Origin of the sequence: Kitasatospora nipponensis, assembly GCF_039528135.1 — a bacterium.
Taxonomy (GTDB): Bacteria; Actinomycetota; Actinomycetes; order Streptomycetales; family Streptomycetaceae; genus Kitasatospora; species Kitasatospora nipponensis.
On sequence record NZ_BAAALF010000181.1, the window covers coordinates 849 to 16,860 of the forward strand.

Here is a 16,012-nt window from a genome sequence, read left to right on the forward strand (position 1 = left end):
ACCCACCCCGCCGTGACGTTTCTGCATCCGGCGTCAGGTCAGCCGGCGTCCTCGTCGCGCACCGCGCGACGGGCGTCGGAGTTCAGCACGCCCCAGCTGATCAGCTGCTCGGTGAGGATGGAGGGCGACTGGTCGTAGATCACGGCCAGCGTGCGGAGGTCGTCCTGACGGATCGACAGCACCTTGCCGTTGTAGTCACCGCGCTGGGACTGGATGGTGGCGGCGTAGCGCTGCAGGGGGCCGGCCTTCTCGCTGGGAACCTGGGTCAGTCTCTCCAGGTCCAGCACCAGGCGCGGCGGCGGCTCGGCCGCGCCGCCGGGCGTACCGCCGGGCAGCAGCTCCTGGACGGGCACGCCGTAGAACTCGGCCAGTTCGGCCAGTCGCTGCACCGTCACGGCGCGGTCACCGCGCTCGTAGGAGCCGACGACGACTGCCTTCCAGCGCCCCTGGGACTTCTCCTCGACGCCGTGCAGGGAGAGACCCTGCTGAGTGCGGATAGCACGGAGTTTGCCTCCGAGCTGCTTCGCGTAGTCGCTGGACATTGGTCTCCCCGGACGAAATTGCTTTTTCATGGTGGTTACGGGGGGGCCGAGGGGTGCCTCGGTTCCCAGGGCGTCCTACCGGTGGGTTCGACGTCTGTTCCGTAACTCACTGTGAGGTTACGTAGAGTAAGGTAGCTGCGTCAAGCCGAATGGGGCAGTCGTGCGAATGGTCTGCTACCTCTGCGTGAACACGACACAAAGCTCGGCGGGACCCACAAGATCACCCTGGTAGCATGGAGGAGGCCGCCGCCACGACCGGGCGACCATCCACCAGGCATCCTTTAAGGCCCGTCCAGTGAGGCGGGGAAGGAGGTCCGCTTCGGCATGACCACTCACACCGACACACCGCGTCCGCCGCACCAGGTGCTCGACGGCGCGGACATCTCCCGGGTCATCACCCGGATCGCCCACGAGATCGTGGAGCGCGCGAAGGGCGCCGAGGACGTCGTCCTGCTCGGCATCCACACCCGCGGTGTCCACCTCGCCCGCCGACTGCACGCCAAGCTGGCGCAGATCACCGGCCGCGAGATCCCGCTCGGCACGCTCGACATCACCATGTACCGCGACGACCTGCGGCTCAAGCCCGCCCGGGCCCTGGAGCACACCGAGATCCCCTCCGGCGGGATCGACGGCAGGCTGGTGATCCTGGTCGACGACGTGCTCTTCTCCGGCCGCACCATCCGCGCCGCCCTCGACGCGCTGGGCGACATCGGTCGCCCGCGCGCCGTGCAGCTCGCCGTCCTGGTCGACCGCGGCCACCGCGAGCTGCCCATCCGCGCCGACTACGTGGGCAAGAACCTGCCCACCTCGCTGCGCGAGGCCGTGCAGGTCCGGCTCTCCGACACCGACGGCCTGGACGCCGTCCTGGTCGGCGACCGCGACTACGCCGCCCGCTCGTCCCAGGCGCTCGCCGCCGACCCGATCTCGCCGGAGTAGCCCACGTGAAGCGCCACCTCGTCTCCGCCGCCGACCTCAGCCGCGACGACGCGCTGCTGATCCTGGACACCGCCGAGGAGCTCGCCAGGCTCTCCGGGCGGGCCGTCAAGAAGCTCCCCACGCTGCGCGGCCGCACCGTCGTCAACCTCTTCTTCGAGGACTCCACCCGCACCAAGACCTCCTTCGAGGTCGCCGAGAAGCGCCTGAGCGCCGACGTCATCAACTTCGCCGCCAAGGGCTCCTCGGTCTCCAAGGGCGAGAGCCTCAAGGACACCGCGCTGACCCTGCAGGCGATGGGCGCCGACGCCGTGGTGATCCGCCACCACGCCTCCGGCGCGCCGGCCCGCCTGGCCCAGTCCGACTGGCTGCACGGCAGCGTCATCAACGCCGGTGACGGCACCCACGAGCACCCCACCCAGGCCCTGCTCGACGCCTTCACCATGCGCCGCCACCTCAACCCGGGCGCCGGCCACGACCTGGCCGGCCGCCGGATCACCATCGTCGGCGACGTGCTGCACAGCCGGGTGGCGCGCTCCAACGTGCTGCTGCTCACCACGCTGGGCGCGCACGTCACCTTCGTCGCGCCGCCCACCCTGCTGCCGATCGGCATCGAGCACTGGCCCTGCGACGTCTCCTACGACCTCGACGCCACGCTGGCCAAGAGCGACGCGCTGATGCTGCTGCGGGTCCAGCGCGAGCGGATGAACGCCGCGTTCTTCCCCACCGAGCGCGAGTACTCGCGCCGCTACGGCATGCACGGCGGGCGGCTGGCCAAGCTGCCCGAGCACGCCATCGTGATGCACCCCGGCCCGATGGTGCGCGGCATGGAGATCACCGCCGAGGTGGCCGACTCGCCGCGCTGCACCGCGGTCGAGCAGGTCGCCAACGGCGTCTCGATCCGGATGGCCGTGCTGTACCTCCTGCTCGGCGGGGCCGTCTTCGCCGACGGCGCCACCGACGCCCCCCGCACCGACTCCAGTGAGGCCGCCCAGTGACTTCGTACCTGATCCGCAACGCCCAGATCCTCGGCGGCCCCGCGCAGGACATCAGCATCGTCGACGGCGTGATCCGCGAGATCGGCACCGACCTGGCGGCCGAGGCGGACGTCGACATCGACGCGCACGGCCTGATCGTGCTGCCCGGCCTGGTCGACCTGCACACCCACCTGCGCGAGCCGGGCCGCGAGGACGCCGAGACCGTGCTGACCGGCACCCAGGCCGCCGCCAAGGGCGGCTACACCGCTGTGCACGCGATGGCCAACACCTTCCCGGTGGCCGACACGGCCGGCGTGGTCGAGCAGGTCTGGCGGCTGGGCCAGGAGTCCGGCTACTGCGACGTGCAGCCGGTCGGCGCCGTCACGGTGGGCCTGGAGGGAAAGAAGCTCGCCGAGCTCGGCGCCATGCACGACTCCGCCGCGAACGTGCGGGTCTTCTCCGACGACGGCAAGTGCGTCGACGACGCGGTGATCATGCGCCGCGCGCTGGAGTACGTGAAGGCCTTCGACGGCGTCGTCGCCCAGCACGCCCAGGAGCCGCGGCTCACCGAGGGCGCCCAGATGAACGAGGGCCGGGTCTCCGGCGAGCTCGGGCTCGGCGGCTGGCCGGCGGTCGCCGAGGAGGCGATCATCGCCCGCGACGTGCTGCTCGCCGCCCACGTCGGCTCGCGCCTGCACGTCTGCCACGTCTCGACGGCCGGCTCGGTGGAGATCATCCGCTGGGCCAAGGACAAGGGCTGGGACGTCACCGCCGAGGTGACCCCGCACCACCTGCTGCTCACCGACGAGCTGGTCCGCTCCTACGACCCGGTCTACAAGGTCAACCCGCCGCTGCGCACCGCCGCGGACGTGCACGCGCTGCGCACCGCGCTGGCCGACGGCACCATCGACGCGGTCGCCACCGACCACGCCCCGCACCCCGCGGAGGACAAGGACTGCGAGTGGGCGGCCGCCGCGATGGGCATGGTCGGCCTGGAGACCGCGCTGTCGGTGGTCCAGCAGGCGATGGTGGAGACCGGCCTGCTGAACTGGGAGGGCGTCGCGGACCGGATGTCGCACCGCCCGGCCCGGATCGGCCGCCTGGCGGGCCACGGACGGCCCGTCTCGGTCGGTGAGCCGGCCAACCTGGTGCTCTTCGATCCCGCGTACCGTGGCAGCGTGAACCCCGAGAGCTTCGCCACCCGCAGCCGCAACACCCCCTACCGCGGGCTGGACCTGCCCGGCCGGGTGCACGCCACCTTCCTGCGCGGGGTGCCCACCGTGCTGGCCGGCGAGCTGGTCGAGCCGGGCGCGCCCGCATGACGCCGGCCCGGCTGGCGATGGAGAAGGCCAGGATCCACGACTGGCCCAACTACCTCGGTTGGACGGTCGGCCTGCTGATCCTGATCGGCCTGGTCTACTGGCTGATGCGGCAGGGCTGGAACTGGCGCCGCACCCTGCAGTCCGACCTCGCGGCGCTGCCCGCCGTGCCGGCCGAGCCCGGCCCGGCCATCCTGGAGGGCAGCGGCCGCTACCACGGCACCACCACCGCCGGGAACTGGCTCGACCGGGTGGTCGCCCACGGGCTGGGCACCCGCAGCCTGGTCGAGCTGACCCTGACCGACGCGGGGCTGCTGGCCCGCCGCCCCGGCGCGGCGGACCTGTGGATCCCGGCCGGGGACCTGACCGGTGCGCGCACCGACTCCGGCATCGCCGGCAAGGTCGTGCCCGCCGGCCTGCTGGTGGTCAGCTGGACGCTGCAGGGCCGGGCGCTGGACTCCGGCTTCCGGCTGGACCACCCGGACGAGCACGCCACCTGGGTCCGGGCCCTGGCCGAGGACGGGCCCCGAAGCACCGCACCACGTACGACGAAGACGGAAGGCGTAACACCATGACCGCACCTGCCCCCACCACTACGAGGCAGCCCAGGGCCGCCCGCCGGGAGCGTGTGCCCGCCGTGCTCGTCCTCGAGGACGGCCGGACCTTCCGCGGCCAGGCGTACGGCGCGATCGGCGTCACCTTCGGCGAGGCGGTCTTCAACACCGGCATGTCCGGCTACCAGGAGACCCTCACCGACCCCTCCTACCACCGCCAGGTGGTCGTCATGACGGCCCCGCAGATCGGCAACACCGGCGTCAACGACGAGGACCCGGAGTCGACCCGGATCTGGGTGGCCGGCTACGTGGTGCGCGACCCCTCCCGGATCCCCTCCAACTGGCGCTCGCGGCGCTCGCTGGACGAGGAGCTGAGCACCCAGGGCGTGGTGGGCATCAGCGGGATCGACACCCGCGCGCTCACCCGCCACCTGCGCGAGCGTGGTGCCATGCGGGTCGGCATCTTCTCCGGCCCCGAGCTGGCCGAGCCCGCCGAGCTGCTGGAGCGGGTGCTGCAGGCGCCCGAGATGAAGGGCGCCGACCTGTGCGCCGAGGTCGCCACCACCGAGCCGTACGTGGTGCCGGCGGTGGGCACCAAGCGCTTCACCGTCGCCGCCCTGGACCTCGGCATCAAGGCGATGACCCCGCAGCGGATGGCCGAGCGCGGCATCGAGGTGCACGTGCTGCCCGCCAACTCGAGCGTCGAGGACCTCTACGCGGTCGGCCCCGACGGCGTCTTCTTCTCCAACGGCCCCGGCGACCCGGCCACCGCCGACCACCAGGTCACGGTGCTGCGCGAGGTGCTGGGCCGCGGTACCCCGTTCTTCGGGATCTGCTTCGGCAACCAGATCCTCGGCCGCGCGCTGGGCTTCGGCACCTACAAGCTCAAGTACGGCCACCGCGGGATCAACCAGCCCGTGCAGGACCGCACCACCGGCAAGGTCGAGGTCACCGCGCACAACCACGGCTTCGCCGTCGAGGCGCCGCTGGACCGGGTCTCCGACACCCCGTTCGGCCGCGCCGAGGTCAGCCACGTCTGCCTCAACGACGACGTGGTCGAGGGCCTGCAGTGCCTGGACACGCCCGCCTTCAGCGTGCAGTACCACCCCGAGGCGGCAGCCGGCCCGCACGACGCGGCCTACCTCTTCGATCGCTTTGTCGACCTGATGGCCGCTCACCCGGCCCGCACCACCGCAGGGAGCTGACCGTGCCCAAGCGCACTGACATCAAGTCCGTTCTGGTCATCGGCTCCGGCCCGATCGTGATCGGCCAGGCGGCCGAGTTCGACTACTCCGGCACCCAGGCCTGCCGGGTGCTGCGGTCCGAGGGCCTGCGGGTCATCCTGGTCAACTCCAACCCGGCCACGATCATGACCGACCCGGAGATCGCCGACGCCACCTACGTCGAGCCGATCACCCCGGACTTCGTCGAGAAGATCATCGCCAAGGAGCGCCCCGACGTGCTCCTGCCCACCCTGGGCGGGCAGACCGCGCTGAACACCGCGATCTCGCTGCACGCCAACGGCACGCTGGAGAAGTACGGCGTCGAGCTGATCGGCGCCAACGTCGAGGCGATCAACAAGGGCGAGGACCGCCAGCTCTTCAAGGGCGTCGTCGAGGCGGTCAACGCCAAGATCGGCCACGGCGAGTCGGCCCGCTCGGTGATCTGCCACTCGATGCAGGACGTGCTCGCGGGCGTCGAGACCCTCGGCGGTTACCCGGTCGTGGTCCGGCCCTCCTTCACCATGGGCGGCGCCGGCTCCGGCTTCGCGCACGACGAGGAGGACCTGCGCCGGATCGCCGGCCAGGGCCTGGCGCTCTCGCCGACCACCGAGGTGCTCCTGGAGGAGTCCATCCTCGGCTGGAAGGAGTACGAGCTGGAGCTGATGCGCGACCGCAACGACAACGTCGTGGTCGTCTGCTCCATCGAGAACTTCGACCCGATGGGCGTGCACACCGGCGACTCGATCACCGTGGCCCCGGCGATGACCCTCACCGACCGCGAGTACCAGACACTGCGCGACATCGGCATCGCGATCATCCGCGAGGTCGGCGTCGACACCGGCGGCTGCAACATCCAGTTCGCGATCAACCCGGTCGACGGCCGGATCATCGTCATCGAGATGAACCCGCGCGTCTCGCGCTCCTCGGCGCTGGCCTCCAAGGCCACCGGCTTCCCGATCGCCAAGATCGCCGCCAAGCTGGCCGTCGGCTACACGCTGGACGAGATCCCCAACGACATCACCGAGCAGACCCCGGCCTCCTTCGAGCCGACGCTCGACTACGTGGTGGTCAAGGTCCCGCGCTTCGCCTTCGAGAAGTTCCCCTCCGCCGACGCCACGCTGACCACCACCATGAAGTCGGTGGGCGAGGCGATGGCGATGGGCCGCAACTTCCCCGAGGCGCTCAACAAGGCGCTGCGCTCGCTGGAGAAGAAGGGCTCGCAGTTCTCCTGGGCCGGCCCGATCGGCGACAAGGACGCGCTGCTGACGAAGGCCCAGGTCCCCACCGACGGCCGGATCAACACCGTGATGGAGGCCATCCGGGCCGGCGCCACCCAGGCGGAGGTCTTCGAGGCCACCAAGATCGACCCCTGGTTCGTCGACCAGCTGTACCTGCTCGACGAGATCGCCGCCGAGCTCGGCGAGGCCGAGCGCCTGGACCCGGACCTGCTGCGGCACGCCAAGCGCCACGGCTTCTCCGACCAGCAGATCGGCGAGATCCGCGGCCTGAAGCCCGACGTGGTGCGCGAGGTGCGGCACGCGCTGGGCATCCGCCCGGTCTTCAAGACGGTCGACACCTGCGCGGCCGAGTTCGCCGCCCGGACCCCGTACTTCTACTCGTCCTACGACGAGGAGAGCGAGGTCGCGCCGCGCACCAAGCCCGCGGTGATCATCCTCGGCTCGGGCCCCAACCGGATCGGCCAGGGCATCGAGTTCGACTACTCCTGCGTGCACGCCTCCTTCGCGCTCGCCGAGGCCGGCTACGAGACCGTCATGGTCAACTGCAACCCGGAGACCGTCTCCACCGACTACGACACCTCCGACCGGCTCTACTTCGAGCCGCTCACCCTGGAGGACGTGCTCGAGATCGTGCACGCCGAGACCCAGGCCGGCCCGCTGGCCGGGGTGATCGTCCAGCTCGGCGGCCAGACCCCGCTGGGCCTGGCGCAGGCGCTCAAGGACAACGGCGTGCCGATCGTGGGCACCCAGCCCGAGGCGATCGACCTGGCCGAGGAGCGCGGCGCCTTCGGCCGGGTGCTGCGCGACGCGGGCCTGCCGGCCCCCAAGCACGGCACCGCCTTCTCCTTCGAGGAGGCCAAGGCGATCGCGGACGAGATCGGCTACCCGGTGCTCGCCCGCCCCTCCTACGTGCTCGGCGGACGCGGCATGGAGATCGTCTACGACGAGCCCTCGCTGGCCTCCTACCTGGAGCGGCACGCCGGCCTGATCTCCGAGCACCCGGTGCTCATCGACCGCTTCCTGGACGACGCGGTGGAGATCGACGTCGACGCGCTCTACGACGGCACCGAGCTCTACCTCGGCGGCGTCATGGAGCACATCGAGGAGGCCGGCATCCACTCCGGTGACTCCGCCTGCGCGCTGCCCCCCATCACCCTGGGCGGCTACGACATCAAGCGGCTGCGGACCTCCACCGAGGCCATCGCGCGCGGCGTGGGGGTGCGCGGACTGATCAACATCCAGTTCGCGCTCTCCGGTGACATCCTCTACGTGCTGGAGGCCAACCCGCGCGCCTCGCGCACCGTGCCGTTCACCTCCAAGGCCACCGCCGTGCCGCTGGCCAAGGCCGCCGCCCGGATCTCGCTGGGCGCGACCATCGCCGAACTGCGCACCGAGGGCCTGCTGCCGAGCGAGGGCGACGGCGGCACGCTGCCGGCCGACTGCCCGATCTCGGTCAAGGAGGCCGTGATGCCGTGGAGCCGCTTCCGCGACATCCACGGGCGCGGCGTGGACACCGTGCTCGGTCCGGAGATGCGCTCGACCGGCGAGGTCATGGGCATCGACACCGTCTTCGGCACCTCCTACGCCAAGGCGCAGGCCGGCGCGTACGGCGCGCTGCCGACCAAGGGCAAGGTCTTCGTCTCGGTGGCCAACCGCGACAAGCGCAACCTGGTCTTCCCGGCCCGCGCGCTGGTCGAGCTCGGCTTCGAGGTGCTCGCCACCGCCGGCACCGCCGAGGTGCTGCAGCGCGGCGGCATCCCGTCCACGCTGGTGCGCAAGCACAGCGAGGGCGAGGGCCCCAACGGCGAGCGGACCATCGTGCAGCTGATCCACGACGGCGAGGTCGACCTGATCATCAACACCCCCTACGGCACCGGCGGCCGCCTGGACGGCTACGAGATCCGCACCGCGGCCGTCTCGCGCGGGGTGCCCTGCCTGACCACCGTGCAGGCGATGGGCGCCGCGGTCCAGGGCATCGACGCGCTGGCGCGCGGCGACGTCGGGGTGATGTCGCTGCAGGAGCACGCGGCGCTGATCAACTCCGCCCGCCCGTAGCACGATCCTTAGGTGGGGGGCACCCGTCGGTGCCCCCCACTCCCATGTGAGGAAGGCGCTCCGCGCGTGTACAAGCTGCTCTTCAACCTGCTCTTCCGCAAGATGGACCCCGAGAAGGCGCACCACCTGGCCTTCTTCTGGATCCGGCTGGCCGCCTCGGTCCCCGGACTGCGGCAGCTGGTCACGCTGGTGCTCGCGCCGCGCGACCCGGCGCTGCGCACCACCGCGCTCGGCCTGGACCTGCCCGGCCCCTTCGGCCTGGGCGCCGGCTTCGACAAGAACGCGGTGGGCATCGACGGCCTGGCGATGCTCGGCTTCGACTACGTCGAGATCGGCACCGTCACCGGTGAGCCGCAGCCCGGCAACCCGACCCCGCGGCTCTTCCGGCTGGTGGAGGACCGGGCGCTGATCAACCGGATGGGCTTCAACAACCAGGGCTCGGCGCGGATCGCGGACCGGCTGGCGACCCGGCCGCGCACCTCGCTGACGCCGGTGGTGGGCGTCAACATCGGCAAGACCAAGGTGGTCGAGGAGGCCGACGCGGTCGCCGACTACGTCAAGAGCACCGAGCGCCTGGCGAAGCACGCCGACTACCTGGTGGTCAACGTCTCCTCGCCGAACACCCCGGGGCTGCGCAACCTGCAGGCCGTCTCGCACCTGCGCCCGCTGCTCGGCGCGGTGCGCGAGGCCGCCGACCGCAGCACCGCGCACCACGTGCCGCTGCTGGTCAAGATCGCGCCGGACCTGGCCGACGAGGACGTGGACGCGGTCGCCGACCTGGCCCTGGAGCTGGGCCTGGACGGCATCATCGCCACCAACACCACGATCGGGCGCGGCGGACTGCGCGCGCCCGCCGCCCAGGTCGAGGCGATCGGGATGGGCGGGCTCTCCGGGGCTCCGCTGGCCGAGCGCTCGCTGGAGGTGCTGCGGCGGCTGCGCGGGCGCACCGCCGGGCGCCTGGTGCTGGTCTCCGTCGGCGGGATCGAGACGGCCGAGGACGCCTGGCAGCGGATCCTGGCCGGCGCCGACCTGGTGCAGGGCTACAGCGCCTTCATCTACCAGGGGCCCTTCTGGATGCGCCGGGTGCACAAGGGCCTGAGCGCGCGGCTGCGGCGCAGCGGGTACCGCACGATCGGCGAGGCGGTCGGGACGGGCGTGCGGGGCTGAGGTGGTTCGCCCCGATGACTGACGGTCTGTCATATCACGGGGTGATGTGACAGCCGCCGGGCGGATTTGGCAGAGTTCGATGGCCAACCAGTCCGGCCCGGCCGCAGGCGGCACTCCGGCGGCTGGTGGCAGTCCGGTGAACGTGGCAGTCCGGTCGGAACCCCGCCGGCCCGGTCGAAAGGTGCCCCCGCATGGCGAACCCCCTGCAGCTGCGGGCCGAGGTGCTCGCGAACCATCCCGAAGGCGCGTACCACCGCCTGGTCCTGCACGCGCCCGGCGTGGCGGGGCGGGTCCGTCCCGGCCACTTCGCGACGCTCGCGGTGGGCGGGGCGAGCTCCTCGCTGCTGCTGCGCCGGGCCTTCTCGATCCTGAGCGCCGACCCGGCGACGGAGACCGTCGACCTGGTGGTGGCCGCCCGCGGCGAGGGCACCGGCGAGCTGGCCGCGGGCCGGCCCGGCGACCGGCTGGACCTGATCGCACCGCTCGGCACGCCGTTCCCGCTGCCCGACACCCCGGTCAGTGCGCTGTTGGTGGCCGGCGGCTACGGCAGTGCGCCGCTCTTCGCGCTGGGCGCCGAGATCCGGCGGCGCGGCGGGCAGGTCGGCTTCATCCTCGGCGCGGCGAGCGCGGACCGGCTGTACGGCGCGGACCGGGCCCGCGCCCTGACCCAGGACGTGCTGGTGCTCACCGAGGACGGCTCGCTCGGCATGACCGGGCGGGTCACCGATCCGCTGGCGCAGGCGATCGGGGCGATCGACGCCACGGTGGTCTACGCCTGCGGGCCGATGGCGATGCTGGCCGCGGTCAGCGGGATCGCGGGCGGGCTCGGGGTGCGCTGCCACACCGCGGTGGAGGAGGCGATGGCCTGTGGGGTGGGGATCTGCATGACCTGCGTCCTGCCGGTGGTCGGCGAGGACGGGCGGAGCCGGTTCGTCCGCTCCTGTACGGACGGACCGGTCTTCGACGGCGCGCGGGTGCGCTGGGCGGACATCGGGACCGTGCCGGCCGATCTGGAGGGTGCTGCCGCGATGGGAGGGGACCGATGATGCCGCAGGTTCCGCCGATTCCGCCGATGCCTCAGGTGCCGCCGCCGGTGCCTGCGCCGGTGTCGGGGTCGGGGGCGGTGTCCGGGCCGGTTCCGGTGCCTGGGCCGGTTCCGGTGCCGTCGGGGAGGGCCGGGGTGGCGCTCGCGCCCATCGGGGCACTGGACGTCGACCTGAGCGCGCCGTTGGGCTCGCTGACGATGCCGAACCCGCTGAGCACCGCCTCGGGCTGCGCGGGCTACGGGCGGGAGCTGGCCCGCTTCGTCCCGCTGGACGCGCTGGGGACGGTCACCACCAAGACGATCATGCCCTACCCGCGGTCGGGTCGGGCCACCCCGCGGATGGCCGAGACGCCCTCCGGGATGCTCAACGCCATCGGACTGCAGGGCTCGGGCATCGACGCCTTCGTCGAGCGCGAGCTGCCCTGGCTCGCGGAGCGCGGGGCCCGGGTGCTGGTCTCGATCGCGGGGGAGCGGCTGGAGGAGTTCACCGAGACCGTCGAGCGGCTGAACGGGCAGCCGGGGGTGGTCGGGATCGAGGTCAACATCTCCTGCCCGAACGTCGCCGACCGCGGCCTGGTCTTCGCCTGCAACCCGGCCACCTCGTACGACGTGGTGCGCGCGGTGCGCAGGGTCACCGATCCGGAGCTGCCGGTCTACGCCAAGCTCTCCCCGGATGTGACCTCGATCACCGAGATCGCGGCGGCCTGCGTGCAGGCGGGCGCCGACGGGCTCTCCATGATCAACACCTCGCTGGGCATGGCGATCGACCTGGACACCCTGCGGCCGACGCTGGCCGGGGTGACCGGCGGGCTCTCGGGGCCGGCGATCCGGCCGATCGCGGTGCGCTGCGTGTACCAGGTGCACGCGGCGATGCTGGCCGGGCGGATCCCGCAGGTGCCGATCCTGGGCATGGGCGGGATCCGCACCGGGCGCGACGCGCTGGAGTTCACGCTGGCCGGTGCGAGCGGGGTGGCGGTCGGCACGGCGCTCTTCAACGACCCGGCGGCGCCGCTGCGCATCCTGGACGAGCTGCGGGCGCTGCTGGCGGCGCGGGGGTTCGCCCGGTACGTGGACGCGGTGGGGGTCGCTCATCGTGGTGACGGATGACAGATTTCAGAATCTGTCATCCGTCAGCTGTTCGCTGCTTTTCATCGATCCACCCCTGACATCCGAAATCTGAAATCCGTCGCCCGTCATCGGCGATCCGTCATCGGCAACCCGTCATCCGGGATCTGTCATCGGCTCCCCGTCATCGGCACCCTGTCGTCGGCTATCTGAAAGGCCCTCATGACCCTCGCTCCCTTCGGTACCCGCCTGCGCCACGCGATGGACACCCGCGGCCAGCTCTGCGTGGGCATCGACCCGCACGCCTCCCTGCTCTCCGCCTGGGGCCTGGGTGACGACCTGGCCGGGCTGGAGACCTTCAGTCGCACGGTGGTCGAGGCGCTGGCCGACCGGGTGGCCGTGCTCAAGCCGCAGGCCGCCTTCTTCGAGCGCTTCGGCAGCAAGGGCGTCGCCGTCCTGGAGCGCACCGTCGCCGACGCCCGCGCGGCCGGCGCGCTGGTCCTGATGGACGCCAAGCGCGGCGACATCGGCTCCACCATGGCCGCCTACGCCGAGGCCTTCCTCTCCCCGGGCAGCCCGCTCTTCTCGGACGCCGTCACCGTCAGCCCCTACCTCGGCTTCGGCTCGCTGCAGCCGGCCCTCGACCTGGCCCGGGCGAACGGCGCCGGCGTCTTCGCCCTGGCGCTGACCTCCAACCCCGAGGGCTTCGAGGTCCAGCGGGCGACCGGTCCCGACGGGGTGAGCGTGGCCCAGCAGGTGCTGCGCCGGCTGGCGGCCGAGAACGCGGGCGCCGAGCCGCTCGGCTCCTTCGGCGCGGTGGTCGGTGCCACGCTGGCCGACGCGGGCGTGGAGCTGGCGATCAACGGGCCGCTGCTGGCCCCCGGGATCGGTGCGCAGGGGGCCACCATGGCCGACCTGCCGCGGGTCTTCGGCGGCGCGGTGCGCGACGTGGTCCCGAGCGTGAGCCGTGACGTGCTGCGGCACGGTCCCTCGGTCGAGGCGCTGCGCGAGGCCGCACAGCGCTTCGTCGACGATGTGAGGGCTGTCACACTCGCTTGACGAACAGGGCCCAAACCGGGCCGTTTTCTCCCGAAAAGTCCTGGCCTACCTGTGCTGACCAGGACTTTTCGGCTTCTTTTCCTGACGTGGGCGCGCAATCCGGGTAGTGTCCGGCGGTAGGTGCCCCAGACGGCCCGATTCCCGTTGCTCTCGCAGGTCAGAGCGGCTGGATCGGGCTGTGGTCACAGCCCCGACGGCTGCGGCAGGCGCCTGGTACGACCAATGTCCTAGCACTTCATTTCCTTCCAGACCCTGAGGTGAACGGCGTGGCTCTTCCGCCCCTTACCCCTGAACAGCGCTCCGCCGCGCTGGCCAAGGCCGCCGAGGCTCGCCGGGAGCGCGCCGAGGTGAAGAACCGGCTCAAGCACTCCGGCGCCTCGCTGCACGAGGTGATCAAGGCCGGCAAGGCTGAGAACGATGTCATCGGCAAGATGAAGGTCTCCGCGCTGCTGGAGAGCCTTCCCGGAGTCGGCAAGGTCCGTGCCAAGCAGATCATGGAGCGCCTCGGCATCAGTGAGAGCCGTCGTGTCCGTGGCCTCGGTACGAACCAGATCGCCTCGCTGGAGCGCGAGTTCGGCAGCACTCCGTCCTGAAGTGCCCTTCCGGGTGCCCAGGTGGTCCCGGGTCCGTCCAGGATCCGGGATAATCGGTGCATGAGTGAACGTCCGCGGCTGACCGTGCTCTCCGGCCCTTCGGGGGTCGGCAAGAGCACGGTCGTCGCTCATATGAGGCAGCAGCACCCCGAGGTCTGGCTCTCGGTGTCGGCGACAACCCGGCACCCGAGGCCCGGCGAGAAGGACGGGGTCCACTACCACTTCGTCGACAACGACGAGTTCGAGAAGCTGATCGCCAACGGCGAGCTGCTCGAGTCGGCCGTCTTCGCCGGCAACCGGTACGGCACGCCGCGTGCGGCCGTCCAGGAGAAGCTGGAACGCGGCGAGCCCGTGCTCCTGGAGATCGACTTGCAGGGCGCCCGCCAAGTGCGCGAGTCGATGCCCGAGGCCCAGCTGGTCTTCCTGGCCCCGCCGAGCTGGGACGAGCTGGTGCGCCGGCTCACCGGGCGCGGTACCGAGGCGCAGGACGTGATCGACCAGCGGCTGGCCGCCGCGAGGGTCGAACTGGCCGCGGAGCCCGAATTCGACACCACGCTGGTGAACACCTCGGTCGAGCAGGTCGCGGCCGAGCTGCTAGCCTTGCTCGGTGTAGCCTGATCGGATTGTTTCGATCCGACCGATCGAGGATCACCCGATCCACGGTCCGAGGATCCGAACGTGCGATCCGGATTTCTGTTTTTCTACCTTTTCGGAAGGTTCTAGCGTGTCCTCTTCTATGACCGCGCCCGAGGGCATCATCAACCCGCCGATCGACGAGCTGCTCGAGGCCACGGACTCGAAGTACAGCCTGGTCATCTACGCCGCCAAGCGCGCGCGTCAGATCAACGCCTACTACTCGCAGCTCGGCGAGGGTCTCCTGGAGTACGTCGGCCCGCTGGTCGACACCCACGTGCACGAGAAGCCGCTGTCGATCGCGCTGCGCGAGATCAACGCCGGCATGCTCACCGCCGAGGCCGTCGACGCCGCGTGATGTCGTCGCAGTCGTAGCCGTACGTCAGTACGTCGCCGTGCCGAAGGGCCCGCCGGATCGAGTGATCCGGCGGGCCCTTCGGCATGCCCGGGCCCGCGGCGGCTGTGGCCCGCGCCACGGTGCGCCCGCGATCTGACCGGCCGTAAGGTGAGCGGGTGAGCGCGTCAAGGAGTGAGAGCAGCCCCATGCACCAGCCCCGTGTGGTCCTCGGAGTCAGCGGTGGGATCGCCGCCTACAAGGCGTGCGAGCTGCTGCGCCGCTTCAGTGAGTCCGGGCACCAGGTCACCGTGGTGCCCACCGCGGCGGCGCTGCACTTCGTCGGCGAGGCGACCTGGGCCGCGCTCTCGGGGCGGCCGGCCGCCACCGAGACCTGGGAGCGGGTGCACGAGGTCCCGCACGTGCGGATCGGGCAGCAGGCCGACCTGGTGGTGGTCGCCCCCGCCACCGCCGACCTGCTCGCCAAGGCCGCCCACGGCCTGGCCGACGACCTGCTGACGAACACGCTGCTGACCGCCCGCTGTCCGGTGGTCTTCGCCCCCGCGATGCACACCGAGATGTGGGAGCACCCGGCCACCCAGGAGAACGTCGCCACCCTGCGGCGGCGCGGCGCGATCGTGCTGGAGCCCGCCGAGGGCCGGCTCACCGGCGCGGACACCGGCAAGGGCCGGCTGCCCGACCCGGAGGCGATCTTCGCGGCCTGCGTGCGGGTGCTGGCCCGGGCCGGCCGCCCGGCCGACCTGGCGGACCGCCGGGTGGTGGTCTCGGCCGGCGGTACCCGTGAGCCGCTGGACCCGGTGCGCTTCCTGGGCAACCGCTCCTCCGGCAAGCAGGGCTACGCGCTGGCCGCCACCGCCGCGGCGCGCGGGGCGCGGGTGACGCTGCTGTCGGCCAACGTCGAGCTGCCGGTCCCGGCCGGGGTCGAGGTGATCAGGGTCTCCACCGCGCTGGAGCTGCGCGAGGCCGCGGTGAAGGCGGCCGGCGAGGCGGACGTGGTGGTGATGGCGGCCGCGGTGGCCGACTTCCGGCCCGCGCACTACGCGAGCGGCAAGATCAAGAAGGTGGAGGGCGTCGAGCCCGCCGCCGTGGAGCTGGTCCGCAACCCGGACATCCTGGCCGAGCTCTCCGCCCGGCGGGCCCGTCCGGGGCAGCTGGTGGTGGGCTTCGCGGCGGAGACCGACGACGTGCTGGCCAACGGCCGGGCCAAGCTGGCCCGCAAGGGCTGCGACCTGCTGGTGGTCAACGAGGTCGGCG

General features: G+C 71.8%; 15 protein-coding genes. 14 read left to right on the plus strand and 1 reads right to left on the minus strand.

Features of this window, described 5'->3' with window-relative positions; translation table 11 throughout:
• Positions 1-38: 38 nt before the first annotated feature.
• Entirely contained in the window at positions 39-542 is a 504-nt protein-coding gene (gene bldD / locus ABD323_RS32865; protein ID WP_280669675.1) for a transcriptional regulator BldD, read from the minus strand.
• A gap of 324 nt (positions 543-866) precedes the next feature.
• On the opposite strand from bldD, the gene pyrR reads away from it, so the two are divergent.
• The 14 genes from pyrR to coaBC all read left to right on the plus strand — a co-directional run.
• Complete coding sequence (pyrR, locus tag ABD323_RS32870; protein WP_344445711.1) at positions 867-1,478, plus strand: bifunctional pyr operon transcriptional regulator/uracil phosphoribosyltransferase PyrR; 612 nt, start codon at positions 867-869, stop codon at positions 1,476-1,478.
• A 5-nt stretch (positions 1,479-1,483) separates the two neighbouring features.
• Positions 1,484-2,473 carry an aspartate carbamoyltransferase catalytic subunit gene (locus tag ABD323_RS32875; RefSeq protein ID WP_344445712.1) on the plus strand — a complete coding sequence of 330 codons (990 nt, stop codon included), beginning with the start codon at positions 1,484-1,486 and terminating at the stop codon, positions 2,471-2,473.
• Positions 2,470-3,774, plus strand: coding sequence for a dihydroorotase (locus tag ABD323_RS32880; RefSeq protein WP_344445713.1), 1,305 nt, complete (start codon positions 2,470-2,472; stop codon positions 3,772-3,774). The genes ABD323_RS32875 and ABD323_RS32880 overlap by 4 nt, the downstream gene beginning before the upstream one ends.
• Complete coding sequence (locus ABD323_RS32885; RefSeq protein WP_344445714.1) at positions 3,771-4,346, plus strand: PH-like domain-containing protein; 576 nt, start codon at positions 3,771-3,773, stop codon at positions 4,344-4,346. The genes ABD323_RS32880 and ABD323_RS32885 overlap by 4 nt, the downstream gene beginning before the upstream one ends.
• Complete coding sequence (carA, locus tag ABD323_RS32890; protein WP_344445715.1) at positions 4,343-5,530, plus strand: glutamine-hydrolyzing carbamoyl-phosphate synthase small subunit; 1,188 nt, start codon at positions 4,343-4,345, stop codon at positions 5,528-5,530. Before ABD323_RS32885 ends, carA begins: the two co-directional genes overlap by 4 nt.
• Before the next feature lie 2 nt (positions 5,531-5,532).
• Complete coding sequence (gene carB / locus ABD323_RS32895) at positions 5,533-8,841, plus strand: carbamoyl-phosphate synthase large subunit (protein ID WP_344445716.1); 3,309 nt, start codon at positions 5,533-5,535, stop codon at positions 8,839-8,841.
• 66 nt (positions 8,842-8,907) lie between these two features.
• A complete protein-coding gene (locus ABD323_RS32900; protein ID WP_344445717.1) occupies positions 8,908-10,008 on the plus strand; it encodes a quinone-dependent dihydroorotate dehydrogenase in 1,101 nt (366 codons plus the stop codon).
• Positions 10,009-10,199: 191 nt separating this feature from the next.
• A complete protein-coding gene (locus tag ABD323_RS32905; RefSeq protein WP_344445718.1) occupies positions 10,200-11,054 on the plus strand; it encodes a dihydroorotate dehydrogenase electron transfer subunit in 855 nt (284 codons plus the stop codon).
• A 134-nt stretch (positions 11,055-11,188) separates the two neighbouring features.
• Entirely contained in the window at positions 11,189-12,160 is a 972-nt protein-coding gene (locus tag ABD323_RS32910) for a dihydroorotate dehydrogenase (RefSeq protein ID WP_344445719.1), read from the plus strand.
• A gap of 180 nt (positions 12,161-12,340) precedes the next feature.
• Positions 12,341-13,177, plus strand: a complete 837-nt coding sequence (pyrF, locus tag ABD323_RS32915) for an orotidine-5'-phosphate decarboxylase (protein ID WP_344445720.1) — start codon at positions 12,341-12,343, stop codon at positions 13,175-13,177.
• A 266-nt stretch (positions 13,178-13,443) separates the two neighbouring features.
• Positions 13,444-13,770 carry an integration host factor, actinobacterial type gene (gene mihF, locus ABD323_RS32920; protein WP_344445721.1) on the plus strand — a complete coding sequence of 109 codons (327 nt, stop codon included), beginning with the start codon at positions 13,444-13,446 and terminating at the stop codon, positions 13,768-13,770.
• A gap of 60 nt (positions 13,771-13,830) precedes the next feature.
• Positions 13,831-14,388, plus strand: coding sequence for a guanylate kinase (gmk, locus tag ABD323_RS32925; protein ID WP_344445722.1), 558 nt, complete (start codon positions 13,831-13,833; stop codon positions 14,386-14,388).
• Between the two features lie 106 nt (positions 14,389-14,494).
• The gene (gene rpoZ / locus ABD323_RS32930) at positions 14,495-14,761 is read left to right on the plus strand and encodes a DNA-directed RNA polymerase subunit omega (RefSeq protein ID WP_035840778.1); all 267 of its coding nucleotides are present in this window, start codon (positions 14,495-14,497) and stop codon (positions 14,759-14,761) included.
• Between the two features lie 185 nt (positions 14,762-14,946).
• Positions 14,947-16,012, plus strand: a 1,066-nt coding sequence (gene coaBC, locus ABD323_RS32935) for a bifunctional phosphopantothenoylcysteine decarboxylase/phosphopantothenate--cysteine ligase CoaBC (RefSeq protein ID WP_344445723.1), incomplete at its 3' end; no start/stop codon positions are given.